Raw genomic sequence first — 19,700 nt, 5'->3', positions numbered from 1 at the left:
CCCTATAATATAATAAGGTGTAATCAAGACCGCTTCTTGTACTACTTGTCTGTTTATGTGAAATCTTTCAAAGAACTCTTTTCTTCGCAAGTTAGGCTACGCTCAACAATCGAAATAAATTTCATTGTATTCGACTTGCACTAACTTTCTTCTGTCGCTTGTGAGAGGTGTATTTCTCAAAAGCGAGTGCAAAAGTACAAACTATTTTCCAAACACGCAAGAGTTTCGACGAAAAAGTTTTGAAATTAACAGTTATTTAACAGTTGGGGTGAAGAATAAGAGACTTTCCTGCCCCACTCTCATTATATTATACACACGGGATCGCGGGCTGCGCGTGTGCGGGCGCACAGGCGAAGGAAAACATGATGTTTTCAATAAACAAAGCCTTACATTCTGACTTTCCGAAACCTGCCGAAGACTTACAACGCATATTCATGCAGTATATTCATGCAGTAATTGCCGAAAAACGAGATCCCAACTGCAAAACCATATCGCCCCAACTGGAAAAATATTTTTTCCCAACTGGGAAATTATTTTTTCACAGTTAAGCACAACTTACTGGCGAATAAATATACAGAAGCTTTCCTGCCACTGTTTTCCGGATTTTGTTGAGAGTTCATAAAACATTCCTGCTTAAGCCAAATCCACAAGGCAAAGACTTGCCTCGCCTATCAAGGCCAATTCTGGTCATCTATTAAGACCAACGCCAGTCATCTATTAAGACCAACGTCAGCCATCTATTAAAACCAAGCCCGGTCGTCTATTATGACCGATACAAGTCGCCAACGAAGTCCCCCTCAATCTTCAATAGCTCCCAAAATTGACAGGTGCTAAGATAACAGGTCAGCACTACAAAAAAGGCCAAAATGACAGATAAAAGAAAAATGACGTAACAAATGTTAATAATACAGTCAAAGAGAAGTAATTACAAAAAATGGCATTATCTTTGTATTTACATTATCAAGATGACAAAGACTATTCGCAAAAGGCGATTAGCAAAACAAGAATATAAACAAAAAAAGAATAACTATGACAGAAAAAGAAATGTACGACCGTATTAACGGCACAAGCCAAGACACAGGCTTCAGTATTAACGAGAAAGCCCGCGGACTCGACGGCACCTTTGCTGCTCTCATGCGAAAGGTTTACGTTTGGATGACACTGGCTTTGGTCATCACAGGCTTTACCGCTTACAGTGTAGCCAACAGCCCAGCCCTGCTGAACACCATTTACACAAATTCCGCATTGATGTGGGGACTTATCATTGGCGAACTCGCACTCGTGTTCATCATCAGTGGCGCCATCAATCGCCTATCGCTGACCACAGCAACACTGCTGTTCATTATCTATTCTGTACTTAATGGCGCTATGCTCTCTTCGATTTTTATCATTTACGAGCCAATGGTAATAGCAAAAGTATTCTTCATAACAGCAGGCACCTTCGGAGCCATGGCATTCTATGGCTATTCCACCAAGCGCGACCTCAGCTCGATCGGGAAGATTCTGTTCATGGCTTTGATCGGCCTCATCATCGCTACCGTCGTGAATATGTTCTTGAAGAGCCCTGGCTTCGACTACATTCTTAGCTACATCGGTGTTGCCATCTTCATTGGCCTCACAGCCTGGGATTCACAGAAAATCAAGCAGATGCTCTTGATGCAGCCCGACATGAGCGAAGGTGCACAAAAACTGGCCCTTCTTGGTTCGCTCACTCTGTATCTCGACTTTATCAACCTCTTCCTCTATCTGCTCCGTATCTTCGGCAGCAACAGAGACTAAGATAGACTAAAGTTTCGCAGAAGACTTCATACAACAAAATTATAATTATCATAAAAAAGCTGGTTTCGGATTTGAAGCCAGCTTTTTGTATTTTTGCTATTTCCTCCTACATTCGGCCTACCATCAACAACCTCTCAGAAATACAACCATCCCTATCATTTCGTAAATACAGGAGCATATGATAAAATAAAAGGAGCAAAACATCAATAATCGCCACACCGACTTTTTGCCAAAGCTAACTTTTTATATCTTTGCAGAAGATGAATACCCCATCTATCTACAACAAAAAAATATTCACACAATCTATCGACAAATTAACGATTATACAATCTATCAACAAATAAAAAAGAAATTATTATGAGAACAAAAAAATCATTTTGGATCATTATCGCAGCATTTGCATTGTGTGCCACTCCTATTCAAGCCCAAGGCTTTGGAAGCATTCTTAAAAAAGCCAAGAAAGTTCTGACCTCTTCCAGTGAGCCTGCTAAAACCGAGGCTCCCCAGGCGAAGCCTGCAGCCAGCAATGCTGCAGAAGAGCCTATTGCAACTGGAGGAACTCTCATCAATCCTTTAAAAGACAAAGTAGACGTACAGTTAGTAGGAGCATACGGCAAAAGCACATCCGAAAACTACGGCGAGGTTAGTCTGGTGTTGAAAGTAAAGATGATTGCCAACAAGAACGAAATCAGCATTGGCGGCAACAGCAATTGGCCAGTCATGCTCATCGACGAAGAAGGCAACGTGAGCGAGCCACGTTATTTAGGATGGACTCCCTACTCCGTCTCGGAAGGCATCTATATGAAAATCATCCTTAAAGATAGCAGCACCTTCACCAACGTGAAGAAGTCAGCCAAAATAATACAAAAAGCTCAGATTGCCCTCTCGCTCAGTTATGACGAGAAAGGTCTGCTGATCATGAAGAACGTGCCTATCCAGTGGGATGTACAGCCATAAGAAAGCACGAGTTTACACATAACAGGACTTTGCATTCCTATTTAAGGAAGCGTTTACGATATTCAGAAGGGGTACATTGTTGCTTAGCGGCAAAAACCCTTCTGAAGGTTGATATAGAATTAAATCCCGACTGTTCGGCAATGACGTTCAGTCGGAGGTTTGACTTTTGGAGCAAGTCCACAGCATGTTCCACACGTAGATTATTGACATAATCGAAGAACGTCATCTGCTTCTCCTGATTAAAAAATCGGCTCAGATAAGTGCGATTCGTACCCACTTGTCTTGCCACATCAGAAAGTTTGAGTTGCGGATTAAGATAAAGTTTTTCTTCTACAAACAATTTGTTTATCTCTTTTTCCAGTCCACTGAGACTTATTTCCTCAGAACCAACCGCCACTTCGTCTTCATCCATCTCTCCCAATTCCTCGATAACCGATTCGTGCTTATAAAGGAAATAACAGACGAACATCCATGCGCCCAAAGAAAACAGCATATAGATGTTGTCGAATTGAGCATCCACCATATAACAACTGAATACCCAAACCAACAATATCACGAAGAAGCACGACAAAATACCCCTCAACCAGTTGAGATTAATATTATCCTGATAGGAGAACCGCTCCTTCAGTTGCCGATGGTAACGGCTAATAAGATAGAACATCAGGAAATAGGTCACCGTGCCATACACAAAGCACCATGCAGTCAGCACATCAAACCAAAGCAATTTGTCAGTAATCCCATATAAGAGCAGAGGCATAAGAAAAGAAGCCTCATGAAGCGCTGCCTTTCTCCAAGAAAGCCAACCGGGCTTCACCAGTTCCATAAGCACAAAAGTATAGACAGGCACAACGACCATATCGGTAGCATTCACCCAATGCCAAATCGACTTATGGAGTTCAAAGTCAGAAAGATAGAGTGCCAAATCCTTCAGGCACTCCAGATCAAGCACTACCATCAAGAGCATTATCAGCCTCGACAGTTTGTCATTACCCTTGCGCCAGAACATCCACACCATCATGGAGTAGAACATGACACACATACCATATATAAAAAAGGTAAGGCACTCTATCTTCATGTACTTATCTTATATTTCGATTAATCAATTTCCTCATCAGCCTCATAACCGCCCATCTCACGAACAGCATTCTTCAGCATGGTATACTGCTGGTAGAGATGATTGACTGCCTCCTCGCCCTTGGTATAATCATGCATAGGCGCCTTGAGGAAGAAACTCAGGAAACGCTGGATACCATAACGGCCAGCACGGGCAGCCAAGTCGCTCAGCAAGGTGAGGTCGAGCAACAGCGGAGCTGCCAGGATAGAGTCACGACAGAGGAAATTAATCTTGATCTGCATAGGATAACCCATCCAGCCAAAGATATCGATATTATCCCAGCCCTCCTTGTTGTCATTGCGAGGAGGATAATAGTTGATGCGAACCTTGTGATAGTACTGCGTATCCTCATCATTGCCGTGACCATAGAGGTCGGGCTGTACATCTGGCTTCAAAATTGTTTCAAGAGTAGAAAGTTTGCTGACCTCCTTGGTATGGAAGTTTGCAGGCTCATCGAGCACCAGACCGTCACGATTGCCCAAAATATTGGTAGAGAACCATCCATTCAGTCCAAGGCATCGGGTACCGATAATAGGAGCAAAACCACTCTTTACAAGAGTCTGTCCCGTCTTGAAGTCCTTGCCGGCAATAGGCATCTTGGTCTTCTCTGCGAGTTCCCACATAGCAGGAATATCTACAGTAGTATTAGGAGCACCCATAATAAAAGGAGCACCCTCGGTCAATGCAGCATAAGCGTAGCACATAGAAGGAGCGATGTGCTCACGGTCGTCTGCCTTCATTGCAGCCTCAAGAGCAGCCAACGTGCCATGGATTTCCATATCTACAGGCACATAAATCTCAGTAGAAGCAGCCCAGATAACAACGATACGTGCACATCCGTTCTTTTCCTTGAAGTCACGAATATCCTGACGCAAAGCCTCTACCATTTCCCAACGGGTCTTGCAGTCCTTCACATTGTCACCATCAAGGCGCTTTGCATAATTCTTATCGAAGGCCGCCTTCATAGGAACCACCTTTTCCAGTTCCTCACGAACCGGATTAATATCCTTCTCCTTCAACACTTCTGCATACATAGCAGCCTGATACGCATTCTGAGGATAAACATCCCAGGTTCCAAACACGATATCATCAAGACTTGCCAAAGGAACAATATCCTTATAATGCAGATACTTCTTGTCAGCACCACGGCCCACACGAATCTTATCATATTGGGTCATTGAGCCTACTGGCTTGGCCAAGCCCTTACGAGCCATAAACACACCTGTCATAAAAGTTGTGGCAACTGCGCCACAACCTACGACCATAATACCCAACTTGCCATCTGCAGGCTTCACATTTGTCTGTTTCATTGTTACGGTTTTTATAATGTTTAGTTATTAAAAGTATGATTTAGATTGCAAATATACGTAAAACTTTCAACAAAAAGAAAGTTTTTACAAACTTTATACTTCCCCATGCTCCACAGAAGGCTTTTCAAGTTACCCTAACCCGCATATTTATACCAACCATACACATGCAAAACTACAAAATGTTAGCTTATTCATCATTTTTATACGATTTTATTTGGCAGTAACAATAAAAAACTGTAATTTTGCAGTCGAACAATGTATAAAAATTCAAAGCATGAAGATTAAGACGAGCAGAATGGAAGCCCTAAAGATGCTTATCTCAAGCCAGGAGTTAGGCTCTCAGGAAGAAGTTTTACAGGCATTGGCCAAGGAAGGTTATACCGTAACCCAAGCCACCCTGAGTCGCGACCTCAAACAGTTGAAGGTTGCAAAAGCGGCATCAATGAACGGAAGATATGTATACGTACTGCCCAACGAGACAATGTACAAACGTGTCCCCAATCCACGTTCAGCCCGCGAGATGCTAATGACTTCAGGATTTACCTCTATCAACTTCTCCGGCAACATGATTGTTATCAAAACACGACCAGGTTATGCAAGCAGTATAGCCTACAATATCGACAACAGCGACATTCCGCAGATCTTAGGAACTATAGCTGGCGACGACACCATTTTTCTTGTTAAGAAAGAAGGTACGCGCGAGAAAGACATCATCGACCTGCTGGCAGAAATCATCCCCGACATTTATGGTTAAGCTATCAGCAGGCAAAAACTATTAGACAATAATAAAAACTTAGATATTAAATAAAAAGAGAAAATGGAAGAAGTAAAAGTAATGGTGGCAGACGAAAGTCACATCAAGTACATCGACACCATTCTGACAACCATCGCCGAAGCTGCTAAGAAGCGTGGCTCCGGCATCGCCAAGCGTTCTACAGAATACGTAGCGACCAAGATGCGTGAGGCAAAGGCTGTCATCGCTCTCCAGGGAGAGAAATTCGCAGGTTTCAGCTACATCGAGACATGGGGCAACAAGCACTACGTCACCACATCAGGCTTGATTGTTCATCCAGACTTCCGAGGCATCGGACTGGCCAAGCGCATCAAGAACCTGACTTTCACACTTGCCCGACAGCGATGGCCTCATGCCAAGATTTTCTCTTTGACATCCGGTTCTGCCGTGATGAAGATGAATACTCAGTTGGGCTATCTGCCTGTTACCTTTGCCGACTTGACAGACGACGAGTCATTCTGGCGTGGCTGTGAGGGCTGCATCAACGTTGACGTGCTGCATCGTACCAACCGCAAATACTGCATATGCACCGCCATGCTCTTCGACCCAGAGGAACATCTGCCTATCAAACTTCCACAGGATGTGATAGAGAGAATCCGAAAGATAGACGGTCCCAACTCAGAGCTTTAACTCTATAATATAATAAGGTGTTGGCAAGAATGCCAACAAAATATTAAACACAACACATTAAACATCAAACAAAATGGCAAATAAGAAAGTAGTAGTCGCCTTTAGTGGCGGTCTCGACACATCATATACAGTAATGAAGTTGACCCAGGACGGCTGGGATGTTTATGCTGCATGCGCCAACACGGGCGGTTTCTCTGCCGAGCAGTTGAAAACCAACGAGGAGAATGCGTACAAGCTTGGAGCCAAAGCATACGTTACCCTCGACGTTACCCACGAGTATTACGAGAAATCATTGAAATACATGATCTTCGGTAATGTACTCCGCAACAACTGCTACCCTATCTCTGTATCTTCAGAGCGTATCTTCCAGGCTATCGCCATCGCACGCTACGCCAAGGAGATTGGTGCAGATGCTATCGCTCACGGAAGTACTGGTGCCGGCAACGACCAGATTCGTTTCGACATGACCTTCCTGGTGATGGCTCCTGGCATTGAAATCATCACACTGACCCGCGACAAGGCGCTCTCACGCAAGGAAGAAGTTGACTACCTGAACGAGCATGGATTCTATGCCGACTTCACCAAGTTGAAGTATTCTTATAACGTAGGTATTTGGGGCACCAGTATCTGCGGTGGCGAGATTCTCGACCCAACACAGGGTCTTCCTGAAGAGGCTTACCTGAAGCACGTTACAGCTCAGGAAGAGGAAGCCGAATTAAAAATTACCTTCGAGAAGGGTGAGATTGTAGCTGTCAACGACGAGAAATTCGTCGACAAGATTGCTGCCATCCAGAAGATAGAAGAAATAGGAGCCTCTTATGCAATCGGCCGCGACTGCAACGTGGGTGACACCATCATCGGCATCAAGGGCCGTGTAGGTTTCGAGGCTGCCGCTCCTAAGCTTATCATCGAGGCTCACCGCCTGTTAGAGAAGAGCACACTGAGCAAATGGCAACAGTATTGGAAGGACCAGGTAGGCAACTGGTACGGAATGTTCCTCCACGAGAGCCAGTACTTAGAGCCAGTGATGCCCGATATCGAGGCAATGCTGACTTCTTCTCAGCGCAACGTAAACGGCACTGCCATCCTGAAGCTCCGCCCATACAGTTTCCAGACTGTTGGTATCGATTCACCAGACGATTTGACCAAGTCTAAACTCGGTGAGTATGGCGAGATGCAGCATGGTTGGACAGCCGAGGATGCGAAGGGCTTCATCAAGGTAAGCTCTACCCCACTCCGTGTTTATTATGGTATGCATCCTGACGAGCAGCGTTAATATTAAAAACGAGGAACAATGAAAAAGCTTTATCTTTCCGACCACGACAAAAAGATCGGTGGCGTATGTGGAGGGCTTGCTGACTATTTCGACATCGACCCTATTATCCTGCGCATCATTTGGTTCGTAGCCATCTGCTGCTATGGGACTGGTCTTCTCCTATATTTAGGGTTTTGGATATGCCTTCCTCGTGAGAACAACGTTAGATACTAATTCTAACGGTATTAGAAAGATACAATAAACAAAACAGAAGGACAAGAGAATTCTTCACTCTTCGTTCTTCACTCTTCACTTAGATTATGATTAGAGTAGGAATTTTAGGAGCAGCTGGTTATACAGGAGGTGAGTTGATTCGCCTCCTTATCAACCATCCTGAGGCAGAGATTGTTTTCGCCAACAGCGAGAGTAACGCCGGCAACCTGGTGGCTGAGGTTCACGAGGGATTGTATGGCGAGACTGACTTGAAATTTACAGCCGAAATGCCTTTCGACCAGGTGGATGTCATCTTCTTCTGCTTCGGTCACGGCAAGAGCGAGGCGTTCCTGAAGGAGCACAATGTTCCGGAGAACGTGAAGATTATCGACCTGGCACAGGACTTCCGTCTTGCCCCTGAGACTGTGGCTGCTACCCAGCAGCCAACCCCAGCCGCTCACGATTTTGTATATGGTCTTCCAGAAATAAATGAATCAAAAATAGCCGTAGCTCAGCACGTAGCAAACCCAGGTTGTTTTGCAACTTGCATTCAACTTGGTTTGTTGCCTGCTGCTAAGATGGGCCTCATCAACAGCGATGTATCTGTCAACGCCATTACCGGTAGCACCGGCGCTGGTCAGAAGCCAGGCGCCACTACCCATTTCTCATGGCGCAACAACAACATGAGCATCTACAAGGCATTCAACCATCAGCACGTGCCAGAGATTCGTGAGAGTCTGAAGCAGACACAGGGTTATCTCGATGCAGCCATCGACTTCATCCCGTACCGTGGCGACTTCGCCCGTGGTATCTTTGCAACAGAAGTAGTGAAGACCGATAAGCCTATCGAGGAAATCGTGGCAGGTTACAAAGAGTTCTATAAGGATGCCAAGTTCACCCACTATGTGGATAAAGCTATTGACCTGAAGCAGGTAGTGAATACCAACAAGTGCCTGGTTCATGTGGATAAGTATGGTGATAAGCTCCTCATCACTTCCTGCATCGACAACCTCCTGAAAGGTGCAGTGGGTCAGGCTGTTCAGAACATGAACATCATGTTTGGTCTCGACCAGACAGCAGGTTTAAAACTCAAGCCATCAGCATTTTAGATAAAAAAATTCGGAAGAACGGATGAAAAATCATTCGTTCTTCTATCATAAAAAATAGTTTGTAATAAGATAACTCTATGAGTTGTTTTTCTTAAAACATAGATTTAACATGAAACTTTACGACGTATATCCTCTTTTCGATATTAATATTGTAAAAGGACAGGGCTGCAAGGTATGGGACGATAAGGGTCAGGAATATCTCGACCTCTATGGCGGTCATGCCGTTATCAGCATCGGTCATTGCCATCCTCACTATGTGGAGATGCTCACCAACCAGTTGAACAACCTGGGTTTCTATTCCAACTCTGTCATCAACAAGTTGCAGTTGAAACTCGCTGAGCGTCTGGGCAAGATAAGCGGTTATGAAGATTATCAGTTCTTCCTCATCAACTCTGGTGCCGAGGCTAACGAGAATGCCTTGAAGTTGGCTTCTTTCACCAACGGAAGAACTCGCGTGCTTTCTATAGAAAAGGCTTTCCACGGCAGAACATCCCTTGCCGTAGAGGTAACCAATAATCCAAAAATCATCGCACCAATCAATGACAATGGTCACGTAACCTATCTTCCAATCAACGATTTGGAGGCTTGGGAAAAGGAACTTGCCAAGGGCGATGTATGTGCTTGTATCATCGAGGCTATTCAGGGCGTAGGTGGCTGCAACATGGTAACTCCTGAGTTTGCTCAGGGCTTGCAGGCTGCCTGCAAGAAATACGGCACTTTCCTCATCTGCGATGAAATCCAGTGCGGTTATGGCAGAAGCGGTAAGTTCTTCGCTCACCAGTGGTTGGGCATTAAGCCAGACCTCATCACCGTAGCCAAGGGTATCGGTAATGGTTTCCCTATGGGTGGCGTATTGATTTCTCCTGAGTTTACACCTGTATATGGTCAGTTAGGTACTACCTTCGGTGGCAACCACCTGGCATGTACTGCCGCTCTCGCCGTTCTCGATGTTTTCGAGAAGGAGAACCTGGTACAGAATGCGCATGAGGTTGGCGAATATCTCATTGCCCAGCTGAAGGAATTGCAGAAACGCAACAGTCATATCACAGAGGTTCGTGGCCGTGGCTTGATGGTAGGCGCCGTACTCGACATTCCTCACAAGGAAGTGCGCAGCAAGCTCATCCACGAGCAACACTGCTTCACCGGTTGCGCCGGCACCAACATCCTCCGTATCCTCCCTCCATTGGTATTGACCAAGGAGAATGTGGATGACTTCATCGGAAGATTGGAAACCGTATTGAAGGAAGTATAAACCCATTGAGATAAGGATATAAAGATATGTGCGTGCAAAGTTAAAGAAAACTTTGATGTCTCACAATACGGGATTAGTCGATGGCTTACATCGTTACTTGAGAATTAGCTATGGCGAGATGGATGATAACAATGCCGCAACTTATATGATGCAAGGAAGCAATTATAACGATACAAGGAAGCCTCAGGGCGGACGCATCAAAATGCGTTCGCCCTGCTAATATTTTACGCCATAAGATACAAGTTATCACATTATTATATATATTTGTAAGATGCAAGATCTTAGGTGTGTCGGTCTTGACATTTTAACTAAATAAGCATAACAATGGAACCATCTATATACAGTTTTTCACTTTGTACCGCACTGCCGTTAATGTTATTCTTCGGCTTTTATTTTTTGTTTGCAAAGACTCCTGAAAAGAAAATTTTCAAGAATTATCTCCGCTCCCGACAGATTATGGGTATAGCTATGTTGCTGCTTTCGGCAAACTATTCGGTACATTTCTTCTTTGGTATCCGATTCAAAAATGCGGATTCTGCCATATTGATGAACATGTCCACATACTTTCTGTGCTATTCTCTGTTCAGTTCGGCATTGATAATGTTGCTTGATCGTTTTTACATTACCAAACGGCGTGTGTGGACACATATCATTTTATGGATTATATTTTCAACTCTTTCCGGAGTTGTGTTGTTCCTGTTGCCAAGCGGAATCATGCAAAAATTCTCTTTATTTGCTTTAGCTGCCTGGTTAGTCGTTTTTGGAGTCGTTTTAGCTCGCAGAGTCATAATTGCATATCGTAGAGCCATTCGGATTTTCAATGAAACTCAGGCGGATGATATAGGCGCATATATCGAATGGCTTTCCATATTCACTTATTGGGCACTTATCTTCGGTGTCGGATGCGGATTGCTGACATTTCTGCCAGACGAATATGTTTTTATCTGGATTTTGTCGTCAATACCGTTCTACAGCTATCTTTTCTACAGCTATCAGAACTACCTGCTGTTCTATGAACAGGTAGAAAATGCGTTTGAGCAGGATATACAATCTGAAGAAGAACTTCTGACAAATTCGGAAACTGAACATGAAATAGTTTCTGAGAAAGAAGTTCCTAAGTCCTATACAGAATTTATAGAGAGGGTTGACAACTGGATAAAGACAGACGGCTATGTACAGCAGGGACTTACCATAAAAGAACTGTCCGAAATACTTTATACGAACCGTACCTATCTTTCCGCTTATATCAAGACTACGTATAAAATGACATTCCGCGAATGGATAACCAGTCTCCGGTTGGAGTATGCGAAAAACATACTGAAGGAGCATCCAGAAATCAATATACAGAAGCTGGCTGAGTCTTCTGGTTTTCTTTCCCAAAGTAACTTTATCAAATTATTTTCCGAGAAAGAAGGATGTACGCCTGCCAAATGGAAAAAATCAAATCGGGAATAATTTGTGTAGTAAAACAACATCGGAAAAGGTCACAGAAACCCATTTCCAAAAAGTGCTCAAACGACAAAAAAGTGCTAATTCGACAATTCAAAAAGTGCTAATTCGACAAAAAGATGCTCAAACGACATTATTTATAAAATTTTATAGCAAAAGTTTTTCTAATCTTTTGGGCATAGAATGAAATTTATTATCTTTGGACAGGACAAAGATAATAAATATAAGTTTATATGAGCAGAAAAATCACTTTTCTTACCTTGTTTCTGTGGCTGATGACGGTAACTTTTCCTGTCATTGCGCAGCAGAAAACAGACACGACCTACACCTTCCGCTTCGTTTCGCAGAAGGACATGTTCTACGTTCCTTGGAATGGCAATGACACGGAACTTGCCCGCCTGTTGGAATGTATCGAAAACAGTAAAGCAACAATTTTTGACGGCAAGTTGCCGCTACTGGTTGACGGCTACTGCAATTCGCTGGGCGGTGAAGCTGAGAACCTTGCAACGGCGAAGATCCGTGCCAATCGAGTAAAATCAGAACTGATTACACGCGCGAAAATCAAGGAAGAAAACTTCATTACCCACAATCATGCGACAGGGGGTGATTTTGTGATCGTGCGCCTGACGGTACCCGCAAAGGAAACAGCCGCGATGGAAGCGGAAGCGCGACGCAGGGCAGAAGCAGAACGCTTAGAAACCGAGACGCGTGCCGAACAGGAACGGCGTGCCGAAGAGCAGCGCAAGGCGGAAGAAGCCCGACTTGCCGCTGAACCAACGGTCGCCGGCCGAAGGGAAAGGCAAAAGGCAGAAGCCGAGAAAGCCGCTCTACAAAATACACTTGCCGGCACGCCGTCGGAAACTAAAATCACAACTGGTTATCATCTCTCCCTGCGTGCCAACTTGCTGCGCTGGGCTACCCTGACACCAGATCTTGGCGTGGAATGGCGCATCTGCCCATCGTGGAGCATTGCCGTAAACGGCTCATGGACTTCTTGGACGTGGAGCGACAAGGACCGCCGCTATGCACTCTGGGAAGTGGCTCCGGAAATACGTTATTACATGGGTGAGAAGAAAGCCTGGTATTTGGGTGCGATGTTCAAGGCTGGACAGTTCAACTACAAGCTCTCCGAAACAGGCAAGCAAGGCGACCTGATGGGTGGCGGCATCACCACCGGCTATCAGCTACGGCTGAACAAGGCACTGACTCTTGATTTCAACCTCGGTTTGGGCTACCTAAATGCCGATTTCGAAAAATATGAAGTCATCGACGGTGTACGTGTACGTCGTGGCAACGAGACAAAAGATTGGTGGGGTCCCATCAACGCCGGTGTGACATTGGTGTGGAAACTTTTCTAACAGAGGGAGGAAGACAATATGAAAGCAAGACAATATATATATATGATGGGAATGGCAGCTGCCGTGCTGCTCTCTTCCTGCGTGAAGGACACGCTTTATGACACGCCGCATCCCGACTATGGGAAAATTGCGGTGACAGCCGACTGGTCGGCCTGCGGTGAGGGTATCGACATACCTGCCACATGGACGGTCACCATGGGCGACTATACGGGTACGGAGACTTCCGCCACCCATGCCCCCGACCACCTGTTTGCTCCGGGCAGCTACACCCTTGCGGTGTGGAACCCAGCTGAAGAAATCACGGTGAACGGCACCACAGCCACCATTGCCGCAGCCACAGGAAACCGGGCAGGCACGGATGCCTTTGTGAACAATGCCCCGGGATGGTTCTTCACCTATACGAAACAGGTGAGCATCGAGAAAGACAAGGACTATCTGCTGACCGCCGCAATGAAGCAGCAGGTACGCGAACTGACGCTTGTCGTCAAACCGACGGGTGATGCCGCCGGACGCATCACGGAGATTGTTGCCCATCTGACGGGTGCAGCCGGAACACTCGACTTCGCTACCGATACCTACGGAGCCGCTTCAAACGTCGTGCTGCCCTTCACCAAGATAACCGAAGGTGACGATGCCGGCAAGTGGAAAGCCACGGTGCGGCTGCTGGGTGTGACCGGCACGGAACAACTGCTGACGGCTGAAATCCGCTATGCGGACGGCAACCCGAGCCCCACCACGCTGAAAAGCGACCTCACAGAAGCTCTCAAGGAGTTCAACACCAGAAAGGGCAAATCGCTGACCCTCGGCGGAACGCTGGTTGAGACTCCCGAAGGCATGGAAGTGGACGAAGCCGAAATCAACGGCTGGGAAGAAGTGAAAGGTGATGATGTAAATGCCGATATGTAAATAATTAGCAAACCGAACGCAGAAGCAAAGCTTGCTTTGATTTTGCTGAGGTGCAGCAATTATTGAAATGGAATTTAAATAATAAAATGACAGATATAATGAAGACAAGATTTTTTGCACTTGCGGCACTCGCCCTCGCACTGGTAGCCTGCAACAACGACAACGAGAACCTGAACGGTGACCTCGTGGCCGCCCAGTTTACCGCCGACATCGCCCCCGCCACCCGTGCCAGCGGAACCACTTGGGACAACGGTGACCGTATCGGCATCACCGACATCGGCAACGATACCCAGTACGGCAACGTGCCTTTCATCCTGAAGAACGGGAAATTTGAGGCAGAAGGAAAGGTTATCTATTTCGAAGATACAAAGACCCATACTTTCCGCGCCTACTATCCGTACAACGCGGCGGGAGGCATCCTCGCAGCCACGACCGATGCCACGGCGCAACAGAACCAGCCTGCCATCGACTTCCTCTTTGCTTCAGGAGCTACGGGAGACAAACACAGCCCGGTGGTGAGCTTCACCGATAAAACCGGCAAAGGTGGTGAAAACAACTCCTTCCACCACCGCATGAGCCAGATAACCCTTACCCTCGAGGCGGGCGACGGCGTGGATTTCAGCGTGGTCAAGCCTGGACGTTACACGCTGGACGGATTGTTACTCACCGGTACGTTCAACACGGCCGACGGTATTGCCACCGCAGACAACGGGGCACAGACCGGAGAACTGACCATGAATCTGGCAGACGGCAATCTCACGTCATCGATCATCCTCTTCCCGCAGACAGTTGCATCCCTGCCGTTGGTTGTGAATTACAAAGGTCAGGAATATCATGCCACACTCACCACGCCCGAAGGCGCACTGCAGGCGGGCAACAACTATACCTATACCGTCAAGGTACGCAACAAAGTCCTTGAAGTCAGCGAAGCCACCATTGCAAAGTGGAACGACATAGACGGTGGAGAAGTGGATGCTGACCTGTAAGATGTTAATAATTAATTGATTAGAATGAAGAATTATGAGGCATAGATTATTTATCCCCGCAGTCCTCGCGCTGCTGTTCGCCCTCGCCGCCTGCACACAGGACGAACTGGCTGACGGTAGCCGTCTGTCCAAAGAGGAATATCCTATAATCATCCATGCCACCGGACTGTCCGTGGAGGCTGCCCCATCAACCCGTGCATCCGTGGACGGCGACTGGCAGGGCATCAATTCCGTGGCACTCAAGATTGGCGATGCGGTAAAGAAATACACCGTTACGGCTACGGATGCCGACGGCTACAAGAGTGCCACGCTGACCTCCAACGACCCGTACTACTGGATCAGCCGCAACCCGATTACCGTATCGGCATGGTGGCCCTTCAACAATGCCGACATCACACAGATGCCTGCCGTGAAGGTGGCAGAAGACCAAAGCAAACTGGCTGACTTCCAGAAAAGCGACTTCATCTCTGCAGAAAACCGGACGGTGGAATTTAACAACCCGACTCTTGAATTTACCCACCGCACGGCACGCGTGGCAATCGAACTGAAGCCCGGCACGGGATTCACGAGCGTAGCCGGTGCCACGGTGAGCCTCGTGAGCCTGTCAGCTGATAACGGCAACCCGACCGCCATCAAGACTTACAACGCAAGCGGCAACACCTACGAGGCACTGACTGCCCCGCAGACCGTTGTGGCAGGCAAACCGTTCGTCAAGGTGGAACTCGGGGGCGGCACCTTCTACTTCCGCCCGCAGAACAACGTCGTATTAGAGGCGGGCAACCGCTATACCTACACCGTCAAGGTGAACACCACCGGCTTGACGTTAGAGGGTTGCAACATCGGCAGCTGGGTTGACGGCGGCGGCGAAAGCGGCGCGGCTGAGGATTTGGGCTACATCTACGACAGCAACACCAATACCTACACGGTCTATAACGCCGACGGCCTGATGAATGTAGCCGAATTAGTGAACGGAGGTAAGACCGACATAAACATTACCCTCACCGCCGACATTGACCTCACAGGCAAAGGCTGGACGCCGATAGGCACAGACTACGACAACTCATACACCGGCACCTTCGACGGCGGCGGCCATACCATCACGGGGCTGACCGTTACGACAAATGACGAATATGCGGGTCTGTTCGGCTATCTCGGTAATTTCAATAATGGCGCCGCTACGGTGAAGAATGTGGTGATGGATGGCATACAGATAACATGCAATCACAGGTTGGGTTATGCCGGCGGCGTGGCAGGATTTAGCTAGGGCACCATTGAAAACTGCTCGGTGTCGGGCAGCATTAGCGGCACGGTGAGCGTCGGCGGTGTGGTGGGTGTTCAAAGGGACCATCCCATCACCGGATGCAGTTCCTCTGCCACAGTGAAGGGAACGATCAATGTCGGCGGCGTGGCAGGTCAGACGATTTTTGGTGCCACCTTGACCGCTTGCTATGCCACAGGCAACGTGATCATAGAAATAGACCGCACACAGAATATCTCTGGCGGCGGTCTGGTAGGATTCAACGACGGAATAAGCCTCCTTTCCTGCTATGCCACGGGCAACGTAACCAGTACGGGTAGTAGCACTGGCTATGTACATATCGGCGGCTTTTTGGGAGATAACTACATTACCGTGACCGCCTGCTATTGGAAGAACAATCATGAACAAGGTATCGGCTACAATAGGGAAAGCACCAAAGTCACGAAGGTGGACGGCACCAGCGTAACCTGGAAGAACGCCGTTGATGCCATGAACACCGCCTTGCAGAACGCAGGCTCAGAGTGGCGTTACGAACTTAAAGGAGCATTGCCTACCTTGAGGAAGCAGTAAACCGTCGGGCGGAAAAGTTACGCCCGCAACGAAAAGAACCAGAGTAATAAAATAACAGATATTATGAGGATAAGATTTTTTGCACTTGCAGCGCTCGCCCTCTTATTGGGCGCCTGCACACAGGATGAAGCGGGTTTCCTGCCGGAAGGGGCGGAAGGCACATCCATCGTCTTCACCGCCACGGGGCTGAATCCCGTCGCGACAGCCACCGCCGGCACCCGTGCCCCGGTGGACGGCAATTGGGAGGGTGTGCAGAGCGTGGCAGTCCTGATGGACGGCACGGTGAAGGCATACGACGTAACGCCCACCACCGCCGACCCCACCAGCGCCACGCTGACTTCCACCGACCCGTACTACTGGACCAACCACAACAACATCACCGTTACGGCGTGGTGGCCCTACACCGCTGGCGAGACAACCCCGCCTGCGGTAAAGGTAAAAGCCAACCAAAGTGCCCAGAAAGACTTTGAGGGCAGCGACCTCATCGTAGCCGACGGGCAGACGGTGACCTACGGTAGCCCCACGCTGCGCTTCACCCACCGCACGGCGCGGGTAACCATCGTTCTGACGGACTACACCGAGGGGCTGGCATCCGTGCAGCTGACGGGTCTCTCCACCGAAGGCGACAACCCGGATATAATCGTCCCGTATGACAAGGGTAGCAACACCTACATCGCCCTCGTAGCCCCGCAAAGTGTGGCAGCTGGCACGACCTTCATTACCTGCACCTTCACTAACGGCAAGACCTTCGTTTATAAGATGAAGAATGCTACCGACTGGCAGGCGGGCGGTGAATATACCTACACCGTCTCCCTCGCTGCGGCAAAAGACCTGGGCTATACCATAGAGAGCAACGGCAGCTACACGGTCTATAACGCCGATGGTCTGATGAATATAGCCAAATTAGTGAACGGAGGTAAGACCGACATTAACATTACCCTCGACACTGACATTGACCTCACAGGCAAAGACTGGACACCGATAGGCACAGACTACGACAACTCATACAAAGGCACCTTCGACGGTGGCGGCCATACCATTACGGGGCTGACCTTTACGACAAATGACGAATATGCGGGTCTGTTCGGCTGGCTCAATAGAGCTGGTACGGTGAAGAACGTGGTGATGGAGGGCGTACAGATAACAAGCAATCAAATATATGGCGGCAGTATTGGCGGCGTGGTAGGATCTGGCTGGGGCACCATTGAAAACTGCTCGGTGTCGGGCAGCGTCAGCGGCACGGTGTATGTCGGCGGTGTGGTGGGTGTTCAAATAGGCGGTTCCATCACCGGATGCAGCTCCTCGGCCACAGTGAAGGGAACGGTCGATGTCGGCGGCGTGGCAGGTCAGACGAATTCGAGTGCCACCCTGACCGCTTGCTATGCCACGGGCAACGTGACCATAGAAATAAACCCCAAAAAGAATATCGCTGGCGGCAGTCTGGTGGGAATGAACGCAGGAAGCAGCCTCCTTGCCTGCTATGCCACGGGCAACGTAACCAGTACGGGGAGTAGCACTGGCTATATGCATATCGGCGGCTTTTTGGGAGATAACTATAATACCACCGTGACCGCCTGCTATTGGAAGAACAATCATGAACAAGGTATCGGCTACAAAAAGGCAGGCACCGTCACCGAAGTCACGAAGGTGGACGGCTCTGTCGTTACCTGGCAGAAAGCCGTTGATGCCATGAACACCGCTTTGCAGAACGCTGGTTCAAAGTGGCGTTACGAACTTAACGGAACATTGCCTACCTTGAAGAAGCAGTAAGCCGTTGCGGGCGGAAATGTTCCCCCCGCAACGAACATTAACCGACAAGGGTCTATATGCCACGATGAAAAGGTGGCGTATAGACCCTTGATTATATGGTGACATTCGTAATCTACATCTCCGCTTTCTGTTTTTTTATGAAAAAAGTATCAAAGTATCATCTTTTTGGCTGAACGTAGAGATAAATTACTGATATATAATAGGATAGAAGAATGATACATTTTGGATTATCTTACAAGAAGTATCATAGAAGTATCATTAATCTGATAGAAGTATCATTAATCTGATAGAAGTATCATAAAAAACGTCATCTAAGTATCACAAAATCGTCATGAGACATTATGCATAAAAGCAAAGCCGCAGATCTGCAAGGAGTGCCCAAGAATCGCCTGACTTTTGGGCACTCTGTGCACACCGCATGGGCAATCAATGCCCATCGCTTGTTCTATTGATGCCCAGCGCTTGTTCACTGAGTGCCCAGCGCTTGTTCACTGAGTGCCCACTTGACGGGCAAGACAGACCACCTGATGGTCTCTTACAGAACGGCTTATGTGATTTTATTCCTAATCCAGCTTGTCAATCTTTCTTCTTATTCATAGTTTGTATATGCATTCTTTACATACAGGAAGAGTAGGTGCTAAAGTTTTGAAACTGTACGGTTGGAATTACCCAATACGCCCTGAAGGAGCTGGAGCCCATATAAGCAGCACGCCCTGAAGGGGCAGAAGCTCTTAGCCCAGGGCAACGCCCTGGGTGTTTATGGATGCGAACCTGTCGCCCTGTAAGGGCAAAAGCTTTCAATACCAGGCAATTAACAAAGCTTTTGCCCTTACAGGGCGCCTTGCCGATTGCTACTACACCCAGGGCGTTGCCCTGGGCTAAGAGCTTCTGCCCCTTCTATTATATTTGCACTTGGAAAAATAAAGAGGTAAAAATCTTTATATCTGCAAATTATTGTTAACTTTGCAGGAAAATAGATAAGTACAATAAA

Annotated in this window: 16 protein-coding genes and 1 pseudogene; 15 read left to right on the top strand and 2 right to left on the bottom strand. The window is 47.4% G+C overall.

The features are described 5' to 3' along the window. Positions 1 to 1,029: 1,029 nt before the first annotated feature. Both P3T48_RS14085 and P3T48_RS14080 read left to right on the top strand, forming a co-directional pair. Positions 1,030 to 1,779, top strand: coding sequence for a Bax inhibitor-1/YccA family protein (locus P3T48_RS14085; protein WP_276507104.1), 750 nt, complete (start codon positions 1,030 to 1,032; stop codon positions 1,777 to 1,779). A 357-nt stretch (positions 1,780 to 2,136) separates the two neighbouring features. After that, positions 2,137 to 2,736: a hypothetical protein gene (locus tag P3T48_RS14080; protein WP_276507103.1), complete on the top strand. Its 600-nt coding sequence runs from the start codon at positions 2,137 to 2,139 to the stop codon at positions 2,734 to 2,736. Positions 2,737 to 2,773: 37 nt separating this feature from the next. Here the strand turns inward: P3T48_RS14080 and P3T48_RS14075 are convergent, their stop codons facing one another. Next, entirely contained in the window at positions 2,774 to 3,811 is a 1,038-nt protein-coding gene (locus P3T48_RS14075; protein ID WP_276507102.1) for a helix-turn-helix domain-containing protein, read from the bottom strand. Positions 3,812 to 3,831: 20 nt separating this feature from the next. Beyond that, complete coding sequence (locus P3T48_RS14070) at positions 3,832 to 5,160, bottom strand: inositol-3-phosphate synthase (protein ID WP_217758918.1); 1,329 nt, start codon at positions 5,158 to 5,160, stop codon at positions 3,832 to 3,834. A gap of 274 nt (positions 5,161 to 5,434) precedes the next feature. Between P3T48_RS14070 and argR the strand changes: the two genes are divergently transcribed. The 13 genes and pseudogenes from argR (at position 5,435) to P3T48_RS14005 (ending at position 18,709) form a co-directional block, all read left to right on the top strand. After that, on the top strand, positions 5,435 to 5,914 hold the full coding sequence (gene argR / locus P3T48_RS14065) for an arginine repressor (protein ID WP_022252918.1): 480 nt from the start codon (positions 5,435 to 5,437) through the stop codon (positions 5,912 to 5,914). 63 nt (positions 5,915 to 5,977) lie between these two features. Beyond that, a complete protein-coding gene (locus P3T48_RS14060) occupies positions 5,978 to 6,583 on the top strand; it encodes a GNAT family N-acetyltransferase (RefSeq protein WP_022252917.1) in 606 nt (201 codons plus the stop codon). 73 nt (positions 6,584 to 6,656) lie between these two features. After that, positions 6,657 to 7,859, top strand: a complete 1,203-nt coding sequence (locus P3T48_RS14055; protein ID WP_276507101.1) for an argininosuccinate synthase — start codon at positions 6,657 to 6,659, stop codon at positions 7,857 to 7,859. An 18-nt stretch (positions 7,860 to 7,877) separates the two neighbouring features. Next, the gene (locus P3T48_RS14050) at positions 7,878 to 8,072 is read left to right on the top strand and encodes a PspC domain-containing protein (RefSeq protein ID WP_022252915.1); all 195 of its coding nucleotides are present in this window, start codon (positions 7,878 to 7,880) and stop codon (positions 8,070 to 8,072) included. 86 nt (positions 8,073 to 8,158) lie between these two features. Next, positions 8,159 to 9,160 carry an N-acetyl-gamma-glutamyl-phosphate reductase gene (gene argC / locus P3T48_RS14045; protein WP_276507100.1) on the top strand — a complete coding sequence of 334 codons (1,002 nt, stop codon included), beginning with the start codon at positions 8,159 to 8,161 and terminating at the stop codon, positions 9,158 to 9,160. A gap of 109 nt (positions 9,161 to 9,269) precedes the next feature. Next, a complete protein-coding gene (locus P3T48_RS14040) occupies positions 9,270 to 10,412 on the top strand; it encodes an aspartate aminotransferase family protein (protein ID WP_276507099.1) in 1,143 nt (380 codons plus the stop codon). 55 nt (positions 10,413 to 10,467) lie between these two features. Then, complete coding sequence (locus tag P3T48_RS14035) at positions 10,468 to 10,632, top strand: hypothetical protein (protein ID WP_276507098.1); 165 nt, start codon at positions 10,468 to 10,470, stop codon at positions 10,630 to 10,632. Between the two features lie 152 nt (positions 10,633 to 10,784). Then, a complete protein-coding gene (locus P3T48_RS14030; protein ID WP_004302142.1) occupies positions 10,785 to 11,867 on the top strand; it encodes a helix-turn-helix domain-containing protein in 1,083 nt (360 codons plus the stop codon). 227 nt (positions 11,868 to 12,094) lie between these two features. Next, a complete protein-coding gene (locus P3T48_RS14025) occupies positions 12,095 to 13,219 on the top strand; it encodes a DUF3575 domain-containing protein (RefSeq protein ID WP_276507097.1) in 1,125 nt (374 codons plus the stop codon). 18 nt (positions 13,220 to 13,237) lie between these two features. Beyond that, a complete protein-coding gene (locus tag P3T48_RS14020; protein WP_276507096.1) occupies positions 13,238 to 14,125 on the top strand; it encodes a FimB/Mfa2 family fimbrial subunit in 888 nt (295 codons plus the stop codon). A 98-nt stretch (positions 14,126 to 14,223) separates the two neighbouring features. After that, on the top strand, positions 14,224 to 15,111 hold the full coding sequence (locus tag P3T48_RS14015) for a fimbrillin family protein (protein ID WP_276507095.1): 888 nt from the start codon (positions 14,224 to 14,226) through the stop codon (positions 15,109 to 15,111). A gap of 34 nt (positions 15,112 to 15,145) precedes the next feature. Next, positions 15,146 to 16,939, top strand: a pseudogene (locus P3T48_RS14010) (fimbrillin family protein). A gap of 63 nt (positions 16,940 to 17,002) precedes the next feature. Then, positions 17,003 to 18,709 (top strand): fimbrillin family protein, encoded by a 1,707-nt coding sequence (locus tag P3T48_RS14005; protein WP_276507094.1) that lies wholly within the window; start codon positions 17,003 to 17,005, stop codon positions 18,707 to 18,709. The last annotated feature ends 991 nt before the right edge of the window (positions 18,710 to 19,700 follow it).

The sequence above is a fragment of the Segatella intestinalis genome (assembly GCF_029348455.1).
Lineage (GTDB): Bacteria > Bacteroidota > Bacteroidia > Bacteroidales > Bacteroidaceae > Prevotella.
This window is presented reverse-complemented; position numbering and strand designations above follow the sequence as displayed.